The organism is Paraburkholderia nodosa, from assembly GCF_001718195.1.
Lineage (GTDB): Bacteria > Pseudomonadota > Gammaproteobacteria > Burkholderiales > Burkholderiaceae > Paraburkholderia > Paraburkholderia nodosa_A.
The window spans coordinates 35,664-53,190 of the sequence record NZ_MCNV01000031.1 but is presented as its reverse complement, the minus strand read 5'-3'; the positions used below and the strand labels follow the sequence as shown (position 1 = coordinate 53,190).

At 65.1% G+C, this 17,527-nt stretch carries 16 protein-coding genes, 1 tRNA gene and 1 pseudogene; 11 read left to right on the top strand and 7 right to left on the bottom strand.

From position 1 onward, the window contains the following. Positions 1-14: 14 nt before the first annotated feature. Positions 15-944 (bottom strand): cytochrome C assembly family protein, encoded by a 930-nt coding sequence (locus tag BFD71_RS33420; protein WP_069268511.1) that lies wholly within the window; start codon positions 942-944, stop codon positions 15-17. A 115-nt stretch (positions 945-1,059) separates the two neighbouring features. Here BFD71_RS33420 and ffh point away from each other — a divergent pair, with 115 nt between their 5' ends. Next, positions 1,060-2,427 carry a signal recognition particle protein gene (gene ffh, locus BFD71_RS33415; RefSeq protein ID WP_069268510.1) on the top strand — a complete coding sequence of 456 codons (1,368 nt, stop codon included), beginning with the start codon at positions 1,060-1,062 and terminating at the stop codon, positions 2,425-2,427. A gap of 147 nt (positions 2,428-2,574) precedes the next feature. Next, entirely contained in the window at positions 2,575-3,126 is a 552-nt protein-coding gene (locus BFD71_RS33410; protein WP_028207817.1) for a hypoxanthine-guanine phosphoribosyltransferase, read from the top strand. An 85-nt stretch (positions 3,127-3,211) separates the two neighbouring features. Here BFD71_RS33410 and BFD71_RS33405 read toward each other — a convergent pair whose 3' ends face one another. Both BFD71_RS33405 and BFD71_RS33400 read right to left on the bottom strand, forming a co-directional pair. Continuing rightward, a complete protein-coding gene (locus BFD71_RS33405; protein WP_069268509.1) occupies positions 3,212-3,811 on the bottom strand; it encodes a MarC family protein in 600 nt (199 codons plus the stop codon). 35 nt (positions 3,812-3,846) lie between these two features. Further along, positions 3,847-5,583, bottom strand: a complete 1,737-nt coding sequence (locus tag BFD71_RS33400; RefSeq protein WP_069268508.1) for a proline--tRNA ligase — start codon at positions 5,581-5,583, stop codon at positions 3,847-3,849. Between the two features lie 265 nt (positions 5,584-5,848). On the opposite strand from BFD71_RS33400, the pseudogene BFD71_RS33395 reads away from it, so the two are divergent. Both BFD71_RS33395 and BFD71_RS33390 read left to right on the top strand, forming a co-directional pair. Next, positions 5,849-6,382: pseudogene (locus tag BFD71_RS33395) on the top strand (RNA pyrophosphohydrolase); the annotation flags it as partial. Positions 6,383-6,657: 275 nt separating this feature from the next. Then, the gene (locus BFD71_RS33390) at positions 6,658-7,227 is read left to right on the top strand and encodes a CNP1-like family protein (RefSeq protein WP_069268506.1); all 570 of its coding nucleotides are present in this window, start codon (positions 6,658-6,660) and stop codon (positions 7,225-7,227) included. A gap of 103 nt (positions 7,228-7,330) precedes the next feature. On the opposite strand, the gene proB is transcribed toward BFD71_RS33390, so the two are convergent. From proB to rplU, 4 genes are all read right to left on the bottom strand, one after another. Beyond that, positions 7,331-8,449 carry a glutamate 5-kinase gene (gene proB, locus BFD71_RS33385; RefSeq protein ID WP_069268505.1) on the bottom strand — a complete coding sequence of 373 codons (1,119 nt, stop codon included), beginning with the start codon at positions 8,447-8,449 and terminating at the stop codon, positions 7,331-7,333. A gap of 85 nt (positions 8,450-8,534) precedes the next feature. Then, the gene (gene cgtA / locus BFD71_RS33380; protein ID WP_069268504.1) at positions 8,535-9,638 is read right to left on the bottom strand and encodes an Obg family GTPase CgtA; all 1,104 of its coding nucleotides are present in this window, start codon (positions 9,636-9,638) and stop codon (positions 8,535-8,537) included. A gap of 191 nt (positions 9,639-9,829) precedes the next feature. Continuing rightward, positions 9,830-10,093: a 50S ribosomal protein L27 gene (gene rpmA, locus BFD71_RS33375; RefSeq protein WP_042270345.1), complete on the bottom strand. Its 264-nt coding sequence runs from the start codon at positions 10,091-10,093 to the stop codon at positions 9,830-9,832. 26 nt (positions 10,094-10,119) lie between these two features. Beyond that, on the bottom strand, positions 10,120-10,431 hold the full coding sequence (rplU, locus tag BFD71_RS33370) for a 50S ribosomal protein L21 (RefSeq protein ID WP_007180329.1): 312 nt from the start codon (positions 10,429-10,431) through the stop codon (positions 10,120-10,122). 292 nt (positions 10,432-10,723) lie between these two features. On the opposite strand from rplU, the gene BFD71_RS33365 reads away from it, so the two are divergent. The 7 genes from BFD71_RS33365 (at position 10,724) to coaE (ending at position 17,497) form a co-directional block, all read left to right on the top strand. Then, a complete protein-coding gene (locus BFD71_RS33365) occupies positions 10,724-11,716 on the top strand; it encodes a polyprenyl synthetase family protein (RefSeq protein WP_069268503.1) in 993 nt (330 codons plus the stop codon). 37 nt (positions 11,717-11,753) lie between these two features. Further along, positions 11,754-11,830 (top strand) — tRNA-Pro (locus BFD71_RS33360). Positions 11,831-12,015: 185 nt separating this feature from the next. After that, on the top strand, positions 12,016-13,335 hold the full coding sequence (locus BFD71_RS33355; RefSeq protein ID WP_083245610.1) for an HlyC/CorC family transporter: 1,320 nt from the start codon (positions 12,016-12,018) through the stop codon (positions 13,333-13,335). A gap of 84 nt (positions 13,336-13,419) precedes the next feature. Further along, entirely contained in the window at positions 13,420-14,706 is a 1,287-nt protein-coding gene (locus tag BFD71_RS33350; protein ID WP_083245613.1) for a GspE/PulE family protein, read from the top strand. Beyond that, positions 14,703-15,926 (top strand): type II secretion system F family protein, encoded by a 1,224-nt coding sequence (locus tag BFD71_RS33345; protein WP_069268501.1) that lies wholly within the window; start codon positions 14,703-14,705, stop codon positions 15,924-15,926. Before BFD71_RS33350 ends, BFD71_RS33345 begins: the two co-directional genes overlap by 4 nt. Before the next feature lie 28 nt (positions 15,927-15,954). Beyond that, complete coding sequence (locus BFD71_RS33340; protein WP_069268500.1) at positions 15,955-16,863, top strand: prepilin peptidase; 909 nt, start codon at positions 15,955-15,957, stop codon at positions 16,861-16,863. A 13-nt stretch (positions 16,864-16,876) separates the two neighbouring features. Then, the gene (coaE, locus tag BFD71_RS33335) at positions 16,877-17,497 is read left to right on the top strand and encodes a dephospho-CoA kinase (protein WP_069268499.1); all 621 of its coding nucleotides are present in this window, start codon (positions 16,877-16,879) and stop codon (positions 17,495-17,497) included. Positions 17,498-17,527 lie beyond the last annotated feature (30 nt).

Below are 17,527 nucleotides of genomic sequence, written 5' to 3'. Positions count from 1 at the left end.
GCGACTCACACGACTCAAACCACAGGGCGGTGCAGCAGCACCTCGAAGACGAAACGGCTGCCCACATAAGCGAGCAGCAAGGCGATGAACGATGCGATCACCCATCGCAGCGCAGCGCGGCCGCGCCAGCCGGAAATCTTGCGCGCGGTGAGCAGCGCGCCGAACATCAGCCACGAAAGAATCGCGAAGACGGTCTTGTGATCGAGCGAAAGCGGCCGGTCGATCAACTGCTCGCTGAACACGATGCCCGAGACGAGCGTGGCCGTGAGCAGCACGAAGCCCGCGCCGATCAGGCGGAACAGCAGCTTTTCCATCGTGAGGAGCGGCGGCAACGTCTCGATCCAGTTCGAGAGCCAGCCGCCGCCGCGATTGCTCGCGTTGCGCTGGAAGCCGGCGCCCTTGAGCGCATGCAGCCGGCGCTCGACGGCGAGCATCAGCACCGCATGCAGCGCGGCGATCGCAAAGAGCCCGTAGGCGATGTTCGCGATGACGAAGTGCAGCTTGAACATCGGCGCGGCCGCGTAGGGCAGCACGCGCACGCCGCCGAACACGAGCGGCAGGATCGACGCGACGGCCGCCAACGGCAGCAGCAACAGACGCAGGCCGTCGAGCGAAAAGAAAAAGCTCTCGATCCAGTAGATGCCCGCGCCGAGCCAGAACATGGCCGACAACGCGAAGGCGAAGCCGAACACCATTTCGTTGGCGGGGAAGATCGTCATGTGCAGGAGCACGCCGTGCGCGGCGAGCGCGGCGAACAGCAGCGCGCGCGAAAGCGGGCCGAAGGTCCGCGCGCGCAGGGCGTCGCCGCCCGCGCCGAGCGTCACCGGAACGGGAGGCACGCTGCCGAGCAGCGGCGCGGTGCCCGCGCGGCGCAGCGCGCGCCAGTCGGCGGCGCACAATCCGCCGTACAGGAGCACGGTGAGGGCATACAGTACAATATCCATGTTCGAAGTTTACTATAGGCCCCCTGGCCGCGCGCTCCCCTAACGAATCGGCGACGAAACGCGGCGCAGTCCGTTTTGCGCGCGCGGGCCGGGCCGCACTGCTCACCGCCTCCCCATGCTCGACAATCTCACTCAACGGATGGCGCGCGTCGTCAAGACGCTGCGCGGCGAAGCCCGGCTGACCGAAGCCAATACGCAGGAAATGCTGCGCGAGGTGCGTCTCGCCCTGCTCGAAGCGGACGTGGCGCTGCCCGTCGTGCGCGAATTCATCGCCAAGGTGAAGGAGAAGGCGCTCGGCGAAGAAGTGATCTCCAGCCTCTCGCCGGGCCAGGCGCTCGTCGGCGTGGTGCAGCGCGAGTTGACCGCCGTGATCGGCGGCGACTACGAAGGCCGTGCCGCCGAACTCGATCTCGCCGTCACGCCGCCTGCCGTCATCCTCATGGCGGGTCTGCAGGGCGCCGGTAAGACCACCACCACCGGCAAGCTCGCCAAGCTCCTGCGCGAGAAGTACAAGAAGAAGGTCCTCACCGTTTCGTGCGACGTCTACCGCCCTGCCGCTATCGCGCAGTTGAAGACGGTGACGGAACAGGTCGGCGCCGACTTCTTCCCCTCGCAGCCGGACCAGAAGCCCGTCGAGATCGCCGCCGCCGCGGTCGACTGGGCCAAGCGCCACTATCACGACGTGCTGCTCGTCGACACGGCCGGCCGCCTCGGTATCGACGAGGCGATGATGAACGAGATCACCGCGCTGCACGCCTCGCTCAAGCCCGCCGAAACACTGTTCGTGGTCGACGCCATGCTCGGTCAGGACGCGGTCAACACCGCGAAGGCGTTCAACGACGCCCTGCCGCTCACCGGCGTCGTGCTCACCAAGCTCGACGGCGACTCGCGCGGCGGCGCGGCGCTCTCCGTGCGCCACATCACGGGCAAGCCGATCAAGTTCGTCGGCGTCGCGGAAAAGCTCGATGGCCTCGAGGTGTTCCACCCGGACCGCATGGCGAACCGTATTCTCGGCATGGGCGACATTCTCGCGCTCGTCGAGGAAGCGCAGCGCGGCGTGGACGTCCAGGCCGCGCAAAAGCTCGCCGACAAGGTCAAGAAAGGCGGCGACTTCGACCTCAACGACTTCCGCGCGCAGCTCTCGCAGATGAAGAGCATGGGCGGCCTGTCGTCGCTCATGGACAAGCTGCCCGCGCAGTTCCAGCAGGCCGCCTCGGGCGCCAACATGGGCCAGGCCGAGAAGCAGATGCGCCGCATGGAAGGCATCATCAACTCGATGACGCCCGCCGAACGCGCCAAGCCCGAGCTCATCAAGGCCACGCGCAAGCGCCGCATTGCGGCGGGCGCGGGCGTGCAGGTTCAGGAAGTGAACCGCATGCTCAACCAGTACGAGCAGATGCGCACCATGATGAAGAAGCTCAAGGGCGGCAATCTGCAAAAGATGATGCGCGGCATGAAGGGCATGATGCCCGGCATGCGCTGATCTTGCGGGCCGCGCGGCGCACATCGCGCGCACGGCGGCCCCATTCGACGCGGCGCGCGACGGACCGAATGCGCGGGTTTATGCTGTAGCGCGCGCCGCCGTTATTTTCCACACTTCAATAGCTACAGCTACCTTCCCGCCAGAGTCATGAATCGCGAAGAAGCCCTGCACATTTTCCGCCACTCCGAAGAGATCGTTTCGGAGGGCGACGTCAATGCGTCGATCGGCCGGATGGCCGAAGCCATCCGCGCCGAAATCAGCGAGGACTTCCCGCTCGTGCTGTCGGTGATGGGCGGCGCCGCCGTGTTCACCGGCATGCTGCTGCCGCACCTCGACTTCCCGCTCGAGTTCGACTACATCCACCTCACGCGCTACCGCAACGCGATCAAGGGCAGCGCCGAGATGCAGTGGCGCGTGGCGCCGCGCGAGTCGGTGAAGGACCGTGTGGTGCTCGTGCTCGACGACATCCTCGACGAAGGCGAGACCATGGCCGCGATTCGCGACCGCATCATGGACATGGGCGCGAAACGTTTCCTTTCGGCCGTGCTGTGCGAGAAGACGCTGACGAAGGCCAAGCCGCTGCATCCCGACTACTGCGGTTTTTCGGTGCCGGACCGCTACGTGTTCGGCTGCGGCATGGACGCCAAGGGTTACTGGCGCAATCTGCCGACTATCCGTGCGCTGACCGAAGGCGCGTGAAGCGCGCATCGACTGTCTGACCACCATGAAAGAAGCAGCCCGCGGGCTGCTTTTTTGTTGCCTGCGACGCGCGCTGCACGCGGCGTCAGAGGTGATGCACGAAGGTCGCGATGCCCGCGAGGATCATCTCCACCGATATCGCCACGAGCACGAGGCCCATCAGCCGCTCGAAGGCCGTCACTACGCGCTCGCCGAGCCACTGCTGGATGCGCTCCGCCATCACCAGCACGACCGCGCAGATCACCATCGTCACGACGAGCGCGGTCATCCATTCGTAGAGTTTGCCCGGCGCCTGAGAGGTGAGCAGCATGACCGTGGCAAGCGCCGAAGGCCCGGCCAGCGCAGGAATGGCGAGCGGCACGATGAGCGGCTCGCCGCCCTTGTCGCCGCCACCGAACGGGCCGCCCGGATGCGGAAAGATCATCCGCAGCGCGATGAGGAACAGCACGATGCCGCCGCCGATGCGCAGCGAGGTATCGGTGAGCCCCATCATGCGCAGGAAGCTGTTGCCGGCGACCATGAAGATCAGCAGGATCACGAACGCAATCGCGACCTCGCGCAGGATCACGACCGCGCGGCGCTGCTTGGCAACGCCGCGCAGGCAACTGATGAAGAGCGGAATATTCCCGAGCGGGTCGGTGATGAGGAGCAGCAGGACCGTAGCGGACAGAAAACTGTACTCCACGCTCGCAGCGCTCCTTTAACCGGGATGGATCGTCGTTAAACCGCGAGTGCCGCGCGGATCTTCTGCGCCACCGTCTGCGCGGCCTCATCGGCCGCGAGCAGCGTCGCTTCGGTATCGCGGCGGCCCTGGTACTCGATCTTGCCGTCCTTCAGGCCCCGCTCGCCGATCACGAGACGATGCGGCACGCCGATCAGCTCCCAGTCGGCGAACATCACGCCCGGACGCTCGCCGCGGTCGTCGAGGATCACGTCGACGCCCGCTTCGAGCAGTTCGTTGTAGACGCGCTCGGCGTGCTCGCGCACGAGCTCGCTGCGGTCCATGCCCATCGGGCACACGACGACCTGGAACGGCGCGATCGACTCAGGCCAGATGATGCCCTTCTCGTCGAAGTTCTGCTCGATGGCTGCACCGAGGATACGCGTGACGCCAATGCCGTAGCAGCCCATCTGCATCGGCGCGGGCTTGCCGTTCTCGGCGAGGAACGTGGCGTTCATCGCTTCCGAGTACTTCGTGCCGAGCTGGAACACGTGGCCCACTTCGATGCCGCGGCAGATGTCGATCACACCCTTGCCGTCCGGCGAGGGATCGCCCTTCTTCACGTTGCGGATGTCGGCAACGACCGGCTCCGGCAGATCGCGGCCCCAGTTCACGCCCGTGGTGTGGAAATCGACTTCGTTCGTGCCCACGACGAAATCGCTCATGTTCGCGACCGTGCGATCGGCGATCACCTTGACCGGCTTCTCCGTGCCCAGCGGTCCGAGGTAGCCGGGCGGCGTGCCGAACCACTCGACGATTTCCGCTTCGGTCGCGAAGCGGAAGCCGCTCAGACCTTCGAGCTTGCCGACCTTGATCTCGTTCAGATCGTGGTCGCCGCGCAGCATCAGCAGCCAGATCGTGGGCTCGGCGCCTTCGTTGTCCGTCGCGAGGATGATCGACTTGATCGTGCTTTCGAGCGGGATGCCGAGAAGTTCAGCCACAGCCTCGCATTTCGCCGCGCCCGGCGTGGGCGTCTTCGTGAGCGCTTGCGTGGGGGCGCCGCGCTGCGCGATGAGCGGCAACGCTTCGGCGGCTTCGACGTTGGCCGCGAAGTCCGAGGTCGGGCAGTAGGCGATGTCGTCCTCGCCCGTTTCCGCGATCACGTGGAATTCGTGCGAGCCGCTGCCGCCGATCGAGCCGTTGTCGGCCGCGACTGCGCGGAACTGCAGGCCGAGACGCGTGAAGATGCGCACGTAGGCGTCGTACATTTTCTGGTACGAGAGCTTGAGACCTTCGACGTCCTTATCGAACGAATACGCGTCCTTCATGATGAATTCGCGCCCGCGCATCACGCCGAAACGGGGACGGATTTCGTCGCGGAACTTCGTCTGCACCTGATAGAAGTTCACCGGCAGTTGGCGATAGCTCTTGATCTGGCCGCGCGCGATGTCGGTGACGACCTCTTCGTGCGTCGGGCCCATCACGAAGTCGCTCTGCTTGCGATCCTTGAAGCGCAGCAGTTCCGGCCCGTATTGTTCCCAGCGACCCGACTCCTGCCACAGCTCGGCCGGCTGCACGGCCGGCATGAGCAGCTCGATGGCGCCGGCGCGGTTCATTTCTTCGCGCACGATCTGCTCGACCTTGCGGATCGAACGCAGACCGATCGGCAGATAGTTGTAAATGCCGCCAGCGATGCGACGGATCATGCCCGCGCGAACCATCAGCTTGTGGCTGACGATTTCCGCGTCAGCGGGCGCTTCCTTCAGGGTGCCGATAAAGAAACGGGAGGCTTTCATTCAAATTATCCAAAAGCGGCGGCCCGGTGCAGACCGCCCGAAGAAGTGACCAACGGAGGAGTTCACGAACCCGCCATTATGACAACGTGCCGCATGCCGCGCCGATGACGCGGGCCAGATGCCAGACCGATCGCGCCCCGAGACCGTTTTGCGCGGCCGCGGCCATTCGCTCAACTTTCCGGACGGCGGGTCACGGACGGCGGGTGCGTGAGGGCCGTTATCTGTTTATAATCAAAGCAATTTTAAAGGATTCGAAGGTGGTTGTATGCTGGATCGTGAGGGGTTTCGCCCGAACGTCGGCATCATCCTCTTGAACGCGCGAAACGAGGTGTTTTGGGGCAAGCGGGTTCGCGAACATTCCTGGCAGTTTCCGCAAGGGGGCATCAAGTATGGTGAAACCCCCATGCAGGCAATGTTTCGGGAGTTGCACGAAGAAACCGGTTTGCATCCGGAGCACGTCAAGATCGTCGGTCGCACACGCGACTGGTTGCGTTATGAGGTGCCGGACAAGTTCATCAAGCGCGAAGTGCGCGGCCATTATCGCGGCCAGAAACAGATCTGGTTTCTGCTGCGTATGGTCGGGCGCGACTGCGATATCTGCCTGCGGGCAACGGAGCATCCTGAGTTCGACGCGTGGCGCTGGAATGAATACTGGGTGCCGCTCGAAGCGGTCATCGAGTTCAAGCGTGACGTCTATCAACTCGCGCTGACCGAACTCTCGCGCTTCCTGCGCCGGCCCGCGCCGCGTCAGGAGCGTCTGGGCGTGCAGGCTCACGAGGTGCGCTACCCGCGCATCGTGACGTCGGCGCACGCAGACGCGGTGCACGCCGAGCCGTATGAGGCCATGCCGGAAGGCGTAGCCGCACGGACAGCGCGTACGCCGATCGAAAGCGATTGCGAGTCGGCGCAGAGTATCATCGAGCCTGCGCAGGACGAGCAGGATCAAGGGGCTTGAGCCAACGCAAAGAACGCCCGAACCGGCGGGGTCCGGCGCATCACGCGCCGGGCCCCGCCGGTTCGCATTCGCGGCGCAGTTCGTTCGTAACTGACGCCCGTGCTTCGAGGAAAACCAATTTGAAACGATTTGCTCTTGCTGCGGCATGCGCCGCAGGCGGTGTGCTGCTTGTGTCGGGACTGGCCGCGTGCTCCAGTTCCGGTCCCACGAACAAGGACGACAGCGCGTTCGTCTACCTTCTGGACCGCAAGGGCGAATGGCAGGAGAACAAGCTCGAAGGCCTGCCGCCGCTGCCGCAGGCCGGCGCGACGCTGCTGCCGTTCGATGTCTCGAACAACTCGCCGCTCAAGTTCGCCATCGACCCCGCATCGCTCACGGTCGGCACGGATGGCGTCGTGCGCTACACCATCGTCATCTCGAGCCCGAGCGGCGCGCGTAACGTGAACTACGAAGGGATTCGTTGCGACACCTACGAGTGGCGCCTCTACGCGAGCCTCGACGCCGATCACAACGGCTGGGACCAGACCGTCGCGAACAACTGGTCGCGCATCGAGGACGGCACGCTCAATGCGTACCAGTCGAGGCTCTATCAGGACTACTTCTGCGCTAACAAGATGCCGATCGCGAAGGCGTCGACCCTTATCGAGAACCTGCGCTACGGCCGCACGCAGTCGACGCTGGTGCGTTAAGCCGCGCCCCGACATGCTGTGATGGGCATGAAAAAGCCGCTGCGGCCTTTGGCCACTGCGGCTTTTTGACTTTTGGCGCTGCGCGGCTGCGCGGGAACGCTCGTCAAACCAGCACGAGATTGTCGCGGTGAATCAGTTCCGGCTCGAGCATATAGCCAAGGATGCCCTCGATCTCGCCGCTCGGATGACGCTGGATCAGCTTGGTTTCCGCGCTGCTGTAGTTGGTGAGTCCGCGCGCCACTTCCACGCCCGCGCCGTTCAGGCAAGCGATCACTTCACCTCGCGCGAACGCACCCTGCACGCCCGTCACGCCGATGGGCAGCAGGCTCTTGCCGTCCGCCGTGAGCTTCTGCACCGCGCCGTCGTCGATCACGACGTGGCCGCGCACCTGCAGATGGTCGGCCATCCACTGCTTGCGCGCCGCCATGCGCGCCGTACGCGCGATGAGCTGCGTGCCGATCGCCTCGCCCGCAGCCAGACGCACGAGCACTTGCGCTTCGCGCCCGCTTGCGATCACCGTATTCGCGCCGCTATGCGCGGCGCGCTTGGCCGCGAGGATCTTGGTGAGCATGCCGCCGCGGCCGATGCTCGACCCCGCGCCGCCCGCCATTGCCTCGAGTTCCGGCTTGCCTGCATCGGCTTCCTGCACGAGCGTCGCACCCGGGTCCTTGCGCGGATCGGCCGTATACAGGCCGCTCTGGTCGGTGAGGATGATGAGCGCGTCGCCTTCGATCAGGTTCGCGACGAGCGCGCCGAGCGTGTCGTTGTCGCCGAACTTGATTTCGTCGGTGACCACGGTGTCGTTCTCGTTGATGATCGGCACGACGCCCAGGCGCAGCAGCGTGAGCAACGTCGAGCGCGCATTGAGATAGCGTTCGCGGTCAGCCAGGTCGGCATGCGTGAGCAGGATCTGCGCAGTGCGGATATCGTGCTCGGCAAAGCGGCTCTCGTAGACCTGCGCGAGCCCCATCTGCCCGACTGCCGCGGCAGCCTGAAGCTCGTCGATTTCGCGCGGCCGCTTCGTCCAGCCGAGCCGTTGCATGCCTTCCGCGATCGCGCCCGAACTCACGAGCACGACTTCCTTACCCTGCGCACGCAGCGCCGCAATCTGCTCGGCCCAGCGGCCGATTGCCGCATGATCGAGCCCGCGGCCGTCGTTGGTGACGAGGCTCGAACCGACTTTCACTACCAGACGCCGCGAATCGGCGATGACGGAACGCATGCTGCGCGGTCTCCCAAATGACTGATGACGCGTGAAGTTTCCTTGGCGCGACCGGCGCGGCTCGCGCACCGGCCGGTGCGGCGAATTACTCCTGCGGCTGCTGCGCGTTCCCGCCCTGCCCCTCGCGGAAGCGCACGTCCGAGGCGAGGTCTTCGGCTTCGGCCGCACGGCGCGCGTCCGAGTGCGAGGAGACGTAGTCGTACACCGCGTAACACAGGTTTTCGCAGCCCTGCCCCGTGAGCGCGGAAATCTCGAACACGGGACCGTCCCACTCGAAGCGCTTCACGAAGTCGGCAATACGCTCGGCGCGCTCCTCCTCCGGCACCATGTCGAGCTTGTTCAGCACGAGCCAGCGCGGCTTGTCGTAGAGCGTCTCATCGTACTTGCGCAGCTCGCCGACGATCGCTTTTGCCTCCGCAACCGGATCGACGCTTTCATCGAACGGCGCGAGGTCGACCAGATGCAGCAGCAGGTTCGTGCGCTGCAGGTGGCGCAGGAACTGGTGACCGAGGCCCGCGCCTTCGGCGGCGCCTTCGATCAGGCCCGGAATATCGGCGATCACGAAGCTCTTGCTCGGCCCCACGCGCACCACGCCCAGATTCGGCGCAAGCGTCGTGAACGGGTAGTCGGCGATCTTGGGCTTCGCATTCGACACCGAGGCGATGAACGTGGACTTGCCCGCGTTCGGCATGCCGAGCAGGCCGACGTCGGCCAGCACCTTCAGTTCCAGCTTGAGCATGCGGCGCTCGCCGGGCTTGCCGTCGGTCTTCTGACGCGGCGCGCGGTTCGTTGACGACTTGAAATGCAGGTTGCCGAGGCCACCTGCGCCGCCCTTCGCGACCATCACCTGCTGCTCGTGCTCGGTCAGGTCGGCGATCAGCTCGCCCGTGTCCTGGTCGGTGATGACCGTGCCCACCGGCATACGCAGCGTGATGTCGTCGCCGCCCTTGCCGTAGCAGTCGGAGCCGCGGCCGTTCTCGCCGTTGCGCGCCTGGTGCTTCTTGGTGTAGCGGTAGTCGATGAGGGTGTTGATGTTGCGGTCGCCGACAGCGTAGACGCTGCCGCCGCGCCCGCCGTCACCGCCGTCCGGCCCGCCGAACGGGACGAACTTCTCGCGTCGCATCGACGCGCTGCCATCGCCCCCATCGCCGGCGATGACTTCGATCTTCGCTTCGTCAATGAACTTCATGAGTTACTCCGTCCCGTGGATATCGATATTTTGCCCGCCATGGCCAAAACTGGCCAACAACGCACCGCAAGTGAACGCAAGCCCGTTACGACCCCGAAAGACTGCGGATAAATAAAAAGGCCCCGCAAACTTCGCGGGGCCTTCCTTGCGTCGCGTGCAGCCCGCTCGCGAGCGGTCTAAAGCTTGAAAGCTCAGGCCGCTGCGGGGACGACGTTGACCGTGTGCTTGTTGGCTGCGCCCTTGGTCGTGAACGAGACATGGCCGTCGACCAGCGCGTAGAGCGTGTGGTCCTTGCCGATGCCGACGTTGTTGCCCGGGTGCATGCGCGTACCGCGCTGGCGAACGATGATGCCGCCGGCGAGGATGGCCTGGCCGCCGTACACCTTCACACCAAGTCGTTTCGACTCTGAGTCGCGGCCGTTACGTGACGACCCGCCTGCCTTTTTGTGTGCCATTTGTTTGCTCCTTTACCTGCGTGCGCTTACGCGTTGATCGCGTCGATGCGCAGTTCGGTGTAGTTCTGGCGGTGGCCGCCATGCTTCTGGTAGTGCTTCCGGCGACGCATCTTGAAGATGGTCACTTTGGCATGCCGACCTTGCGACACAACGGTGGCCTTGACGGAAGCCCCACTCACCAGCGGCGTACCGAACTTAATCGATTCGCCTTCGCCCACTGCGAGAACCTGGTCGAGCGTGATTTCTGCGTCAATGTCAGCCGGTATCTGTTCTACTTTAAGTTTTTCGCCAACGGCAACCTTGTACTGCTTGCCGCCGGTTTTTATGACCGCGTACATTGAGAACCTCACTCTTCAATAATTTCGGGACACACTGCGCGCCCGAAACCTTAGATTATACATAGAGTTAGCTGCGTGGTCAAAAGGTGTGCAAGTCCGTTGCGCGGGTGCGCGCGAGGGATCTGGCGCCCGTCGGACGGGCGCCTGGGCTATCCGTACGGCATAGCGCCAGCATCCATGCGGCCGTCGGGCCCGCGAGAAAATAGAGGGAGCCATCGGCAGGACGGTAGCGGAGCGTCCGGCATGCAGTCGATTCGCCTTATAATCCGCGGCACTACCCCTATTTGCCATCATGTCGTCCACCGCCACCCCATCCCCCAGCGCAGCCACCCTGCTTGCCCCCATCGCCAGTGACATGGAGCAGGTGAATCGTGTCATCCGGCAGAGCCTGGCGTCCGAGGTGATGCTGATCAACCAGATCTCCGAGTACATCATCGGCGCGGGCGGCAAGCGGCTGCGTCCGGCGCTCCTGCTGATGGTGGCCGGCGCGCTCGGCGACCACGGCACGGAGCGCCATGTGCTCGCAGCGGTCGTCGAGTTCATTCACACGGCCACGCTCCTGCACGACGACGTCGTCGACGAATCGGACCTGCGGCGCGGCCGCCAGACGGCCAACGCGCTGTTCGGCAACGCCGCCAGCGTGCTGGTGGGCGATTACCTGTATTCGCGCTCGTTCGAGATGATGGTGGGCGTCGGCAAGATGCGCGTGATGGAAATCCTGTCCGCCGCCACGACGATCATCTCCGAGGGTGAAGTCCTGCAGCTGCTGAACATGCACGACGCCGACGTGGACACCGACCGCTACATGCAGGTGATCCGCTACAAGACCGCCAAGCTTTTCGAAGCCGCGGCGCAGCTCGGGGCGGTGCTTTCGGGAGCGGATGCGCGCACCGAGGAAGCGGCCGCCGAATACGGGCGGCGCATCGGCACAGCATTCCAGATCATGGACGACTGGCTCGACTACACGGGCACGCCTGAATCGATGGGCAAGAACGCGGGCGACGACCTGCGCGAAGGCAAGCCCACTCTGCCGCTCATCTGGCTGATCGAGCACGGCACGGCCGCGGAAGCCGCGCTTGCACGCGAAGCGATCGAGCAAGGCGGCACGACGCGCTTCGACGAAATCTTCGCGGCAATCACGCGCTCGGGCGCGCTCGAGCACACGCTGCAATGCGCGCGCACCGAGGCCCAGGCCGCCGCCGACGCGATTTCAGCGTTCCCCCCTTCCATTTACAAAGATAGCCTGCTAGAATTATGTTCTTACTCAACGACGCGCCAGTCTTGAAACAGACGAAGCGAGTTGTGGAGTCCAGCAGTCAATTCGGGGTGTAGCTTAGCCTGGTAGAGCGCTACGTTCGGGACGTAGAGGCCGGAGGTTCGAATCCTCTCACCCCGACCAGAATTCGAGAAAAACCGCGCATGCATTGCGCGGTTTTTTTTCGCCTGTATCTCCCGCACTTCCATCCTGTCCGACAACTCGCGGCGCGTAACCGGCAACCGCCTTGTCCGTTCGGCCAACCGCCCTGGAACTGCGGTACCCCTCTGTTATAGTTTCCCCATCCGCCCCCCTCATTGTCTCGACGCGTGGACCACCTTCCCTTATGGGCGCAGATATGCGCCGTCTTCGTCCTGCTCATCTGCTCCAGTTTCTTCTCCATCTCCGAAACGGCGATGATGGCGCTCAATCGCCATCGGCTCAAATACCTCGCCAATCACGGCACGCTCGGCGCGAAGACCACCCAGAAGCTGCTCGCGCGCACCGACCTGCTGCTTTCGGTGATCCTGATCGGCAACAATCTCTTCAACACCATCATCCCGGTCCTCACGACCTCGATCGCGCTCCATACGTTCGGCCGCAATAACCTCGTGCTCTCGATCGCGACGGGCATCGTCGCGTTCCTCATCATCGTGTTCGCGGAAATCACGCCGAAGATTGTGGGCGCAACGTTTCCGGAAAAAATCGCGCTGCCCGCGAGCCTCCTGATCGCGCCGCTCATGCGTGTGACGAAGCCACTCATCTGGTTCGTCAACATGTTTGCGAACACCATCCTGCGCATCCTGCACATCAATACGCACAAGGCGCATGACCAGCGGCTTTCCACCGAGGAGTTGCGCACCATCGTGCTCGAGTCGGGCAGCTTCATGCCGACCAAACACCGCAGCATCCTGCTCAACCTGTTCGACCTGGAGAACATCACCGTCGACGACGTGATGATTCCGCGCCGGCGCATCGAGGCGCTCGACTACGACGCCCCGCTCGAAGACATCCTGCATCAGCTCGAGACCTGCTATCACAACAAGCTGATCGTCTATCAAGGCGACATCGACCGGGTGCTCGGCGTGCTGCATGTGCGCAAGACGTTGGCCGCGCTGCACAACCAGGAATTCGAGCGCGAGACGCTGCGCGAACTGCTCGCCGAGCCGTACTTCGTGCCCACGGGCACGCCCGGATTCCAGCAACTTCAGTACTTCCAGGAAAGCCGCCATCGCATCGCGCTCGTCGTGAACGAGTACGGTGAGATGGAAGGACTCGTGACACCCGAAGACATCATCGAGGAGCTGATCGGCGAATTCACCACCTCGATGCCGCGCAGCGGCACCGGACGCGGCGGCTGGAACGACGAAGGCGAATGTATCGTGCCGGGCAGCATGCCTTTGCGCGAACTCAATCGCTGGCTTCATATCAAGCTGCCCACGGATGGGCCCAAGACGCTCAACGGCCTGATCCTCGAAGTGCTCGAAGAGATTCCCGAAGGCGACGTGTGCCTGCAGATCGGCGACGTGAAGCTCGAAGTGCTACGCAGCGACGACCAGGCCGTACGCACGGTCAAGCTCTTCAAACCCGGCGCCAAGCCGCGCCAGGGCACGCTGCAAAAGGCGAAGAAGCTGCTGCCGGGACGTTAGCCGTTCGGCCGGGTGGCGGCGCAGTGCGCCTCGCGCCATGATGAAGGCGTCATCTGTTCGAGGCGGCTTCGCGCCGGCATGTCGATGCTTTATACTCCTTATCGTGCGCGCCCTTTCGCCGCCGCGGTTGCCGAAGGCGGTACGGGTGGTGGCTCGACGGCGCGCACATCTGCGCCTGTCTCTGTACCGCAGCTAGACGACGCACCCGCCGTTCGGCTGCTCTCCGAAACGCTGCGCGAAGCCGCGCGGCGCAACGCCTCCGATCTGCACATCGAGCCGATGGAACACGGCTGGCGCGTGCGTCTGCGCATCGACGGCGTACTGCACGAAATGGCGCGGCCGCCCGCGCATCTGCGCGATGCGTTCGTCACGCGCATCAAGGTGCTCGCCCGCATGGACATCGCCGAACGGCGCATTCCGCAGGACGGCAGGCTGCGGCTCGCACTCTCGGGGGCGTCGCAAGCCGCCGAGGACTATCGCGTGAATTCGCTGCCCACACTTCATGGCGAAAAGCTCGTCTTGCGCAGGCTCGAAGCGCTTCCCGCCGAACTGTCGCTAGCCGAACTCGGGCTCGATGAAGCGCAACAGCACGCCGTAGCCGAAGCGATCGGCGCGCCGCATGGTCTTGTCCTCGTCACGGGCCCTACCGGCAGCGGCAAGACGCTCTCGCTCTACTGTTTCCTGCAAAGGCTCAACGGCACGGCACACAATCTCTGCTCGGTGGAAGATCCCGCCGAAATCCAGCTTGCGGGCATCAATCAGGTCAACGTGCGCGAGAAGGCCGGGCTCACCTTTGCGGTGGCACTGCGTGCGCTGCTGCGCCAGGATCCCGACGTCATCATGATCGGCGAGATTCGCGACGAAGAAACCGCCAGCGTGGCCGTCAAGGCCGCGCAGACCGGCCACCTCGTCCTCTCGACCGTGCACACGAACGACGCCAGCGCGGCTTGCGCACGGCTCGTCGACATCGGCGTAGAGCCATACAACCTGGCGGGCTCGCTGCGGCTCGTCACGGCGCAACGCCTCGTGCGGCGGCTATGTCCGCAATGCCGCGTGCGCGGCGAGGCTTCGCCGGCGGCGCTCGTCGCGGCAGGCCTGACCACGCACGGCGGTAACATGATGCAGCCTTATGTCGCGCGCGGCTGCGAGGCTTGCCACGGCATCGGCTATCGCGGCCGCGTGGGAATCCACGAGGTCTTGCCGATCTCGGAAACCATACGCGACCTGATCGTCACAAGGCGCGGCGCGCACGAAATCGCTCGGGAAGCACGCAGAAGCGGTGTCGCAACCTTGCGCGACGCGGCGCTCGCGCGCGTGCGCGACGGCACCACGAGCCTCGCCGAAGCGCTTGTCGCAACGGATGCGCCATGAGCGCCGCGCACGCCCCTCAAGGCCCATCCGAGTGGCGCTTCGCGTGGCGCGGTCTCGATGCATCGGGCGCGACGAGGCGTGGCACGCTGATCGCGCTCGACGCCGCGGCGGTGCGCGACGCACTCAAGCGCGAGCGCATCACTGTGCTCGCCATCGAGCGCAGGTCGAGCGCGGGCGCGCCTAAAGCACGCCACGCGGACGTCACGTGCTTTACACGCCAGCTAGCGAGCCTCCTGCGCGCCGGCCTGCCACTTGCGAACGCGCTCGAACTGCTCGCGCTCTCGCCCGGGCCAAACGGCATGCCGCGCATTGCCGCGGCGCTCGCGCGCGACATCGCCGGCGGACTGCGCTTCGCCGACTCACTCGCGCAACATCCGGCGCGTTTCAACGCGCTGTATTGCCAGCTCGTTGCCGTAGGCGAAGCCTCGGGAGCGCTCGCCGCCGTACTTGCCCGCCTCGCCGACGACCGCGAGCGTGCCGCTGCGCAGCGCGCCAAAGTGCGCGCCGCGCTCACCTACCCCGTCGCGGTGCTGCTGCTCGCGCTTGTCATTACCGCGGCGTTGCTGGTCTGGGTCGTACCCACGTTCAAGCAGATCTTCGACGGCTTCGGCGCCGCACTGCCCGCGCCCACGCAAATCGTGCTGATGCTGTCGGCGGGCGCCGCGCGCTGGAGCGTGCCGGCCGCCGTAGCTGCAGCCACCGGCGCGCTCGCCATGCAAGCGGCCTTGCGCCGCTCGGAAACCGCGCGCATCGCTTTCGGACGCACGCTGCTGAAGCTCCCGCTTTGCGGCACGCTGCTCACAACGCTGTGCGCCGCCCGCTGGAGCCGCGCGCTCGGCACGCTCCTCGCCGCCGGCACGCCACTCGCCGACGCCTTCGATTCGCTCGCGCACGCAAGCGGCAACGCATTCTTCGATCGCGCGGCGAGCGCAGGTATCAGCGAGCGCCTGCGGCACGGCGAGCGGCTCGCCGCAGCCATGCGCGCGGCGGGATGCTTTCCGGCCGATGTGGTTCAGCCCGTTGCGGTCGCGGAAGAATCGGGCGCGCTCGACGCGATGTTGCTCGATGTGGCCTCGCTCGCCGACCGTCAGGTCGACGAAAAGATCGCGCTCGTCTCGAGCCTGTGCGAGCCGCTCGTGATCGTCGTGCTTGGTGCGCTGGTCGGCGGCCTCGTTGTCGCGATGTATCTTCCCATCATTCAACTGGGCAACGTGGTGTAGCATCGCTGCCAGATTCCGGTTCCGTCTCATGCCCGCCCAACTCCTGTCCGCGCCCGATACCGCAACGCCGCTCGCAGCCGCTCTCGCCGGTCTGCCATTCGGCGTGCTCATGGTCTTCGCCATTGCGTTCGGGCTCGTCATCGGCAGCTTTCTCAACGTCGTCGTGCACCGGCTGCCGATCATGCTGGAGCGCGCGTGGCGCGCCGATGTGGCCGAAGCGACCGGCACGCCCGGTCCGCTCTTCGAAGAAGACGAGTTGCCCGCGCGCTACAACCTCTGGCTCCCACGCAGCGCGTGCCCGCACTGCGGCCACGTCTTGCGCGCCTGGGAGAACATCCCTGTGCTCAGTTGGCTCGCGCTGCGCGGGCGCTGCTCGCACTGTCATGCGCGCGTGAGCGTGCGCTACCCGCTCATCGAAATCGCGAGCGGGGCCTGCGCGGTCGGCGCATTGCTCGCCTTCGGGCCCACCGGCAAGGCGCTCGCCGCCTTCGCGCTGTGCGCCACGCTCATCGCCGCAAGCGCTATCGACCTCGAACACCAGATGTTGCATGACGAGATCACGCAACCGCTGCTGTGGGCCGGGTTGCTGGTCAATTTTGCCGGCACCTTCGTCACGCTGCGCGAAGCGGTGATCGGTGCGGTCGCGGGTTATCTGGCGCTCTGGTGCGTCTATTGGGTCTTCAGGCTGTTGCGTGGCGTGGAAGGCATGGGCCACGGCGACTTCAAACTGCTCGCCGCGCTCGGCGCATGGCTCGGCTGGAGCGCGCTGCCGCAGATCGTCGTGATCGCCGCAGTGGCCGGCGCGCTCGTCGGCATCATCGCTACGTTGACGGGACGCATGCGTTTCGAAGAACCGTTGCCGTTCGGCCCGTATCTGGCCGCTGGCGCGCTCGTCACATTGTTTGCGGGCACACCGCTGTATGGCGTATTTGCGTGAGGGAACTGATCAAATGTTCGCGGTCGGATTGACGGGTGGCATCGGTAGCGGCAAGTCCACGGTTGCTGACGGCTTTGCCGCGCGCGGCGTAACGATCGTCGACACCGATCTCATCGCGCATCGCATTACCGCGCCGCACGGCGTCGCGATGGCGCAGATCGTTGCGGAATTCGGCCCTGAATTCGTCGCGCCCGACGGCTCGATGGACCGCGCGCGCATGCGCGCGCTCGTGTTCGGCGACGAGTCCGCGCGCAAGCGGCTCGAGGCCATCACGCACCCGCTGATCCGCTCCGAGACCGAACGCGAAACGCGAGAGGCCAGCGGGCCTTACGTCATCGTGGTCGTGCCCCTGCTCGTAGAGTCGGGCACCTGGAAGACGCGTGTCGATCGCGTGCTCGCCGTCGATTGCAGCGTGGAAACGCAGATCGAGCGCGTCATGCGCCGTAACGGCTTCGCACGTGAGCAAGTGCTCGCGATCATCGCGCGGCAGGCCACGCGCGAGGCACGCCTCGCGGCCGCCGACAACGTGGTGGTAAACGACAACGGCGCGACGCTCGAATCGCTCGATCAAGACGTCGACGCATTGCATCAGACGTATCTCAGGCTCGCGGCCGAAAAGGCCGGCAAGACGTAAAACGCGCCATCGGCGCGCGATTAGCGGGTC

Coding starts and splice junctions, on each gene's coding strand:
- BFD71_RS33420 (WP_069268511.1), bottom strand. CDS start 944: ATGGATATTGTACTGTATGCCCTCACCGTGCTCCTGTACGGCGGATTG.
- ffh (WP_069268510.1), top strand. CDS start 1,060: ATGCTCGACAATCTCACTCAACGGATGGCGCGCGTCGTCAAGACGCTG.
- BFD71_RS33410 (WP_028207817.1), top strand. CDS start 2,575: ATGAATCGCGAAGAAGCCCTGCACATTTTCCGCCACTCCGAAGAGATC.
- BFD71_RS33400 (WP_069268508.1), bottom strand. CDS start 5,583: ATGAAAGCCTCCCGTTTCTTTATCGGCACCCTGAAGGAAGCGCCCGCT.
- proB (WP_069268505.1), bottom strand. CDS start 8,449: ATGCGTTCCGTCATCGCCGATTCGCGGCGTCTGGTAGTGAAAGTCGGT.
- cgtA (WP_069268504.1), bottom strand. CDS start 9,638: ATGAAGTTCATTGACGAAGCGAAGATCGAAGTCATCGCCGGCGATGGG.
- rpmA (WP_042270345.1), bottom strand. CDS start 10,093: ATGGCACACAAAAAGGCAGGCGGGTCGTCACGTAACGGCCGCGACTCA.
- rplU (WP_007180329.1), bottom strand. CDS start 10,431: ATGTACGCGGTCATAAAAACCGGCGGCAAGCAGTACAAGGTTGCCGTT.
- BFD71_RS33365 (WP_069268503.1), top strand. CDS start 10,724: ATGTCGTCCACCGCCACCCCATCCCCCAGCGCAGCCACCCTGCTTGCC.
- BFD71_RS33350 (WP_083245613.1), top strand. CDS start 13,420: ATGCTTTATACTCCTTATCGTGCGCGCCCTTTCGCCGCCGCGGTTGCC.
- BFD71_RS33345 (WP_069268501.1), top strand. CDS start 14,703: ATGAGCGCCGCGCACGCCCCTCAAGGCCCATCCGAGTGGCGCTTCGCG.
- BFD71_RS33340 (WP_069268500.1), top strand. CDS start 15,955: ATGCCCGCCCAACTCCTGTCCGCGCCCGATACCGCAACGCCGCTCGCA.
- coaE (WP_069268499.1), top strand. CDS start 16,877: ATGTTCGCGGTCGGATTGACGGGTGGCATCGGTAGCGGCAAGTCCACG.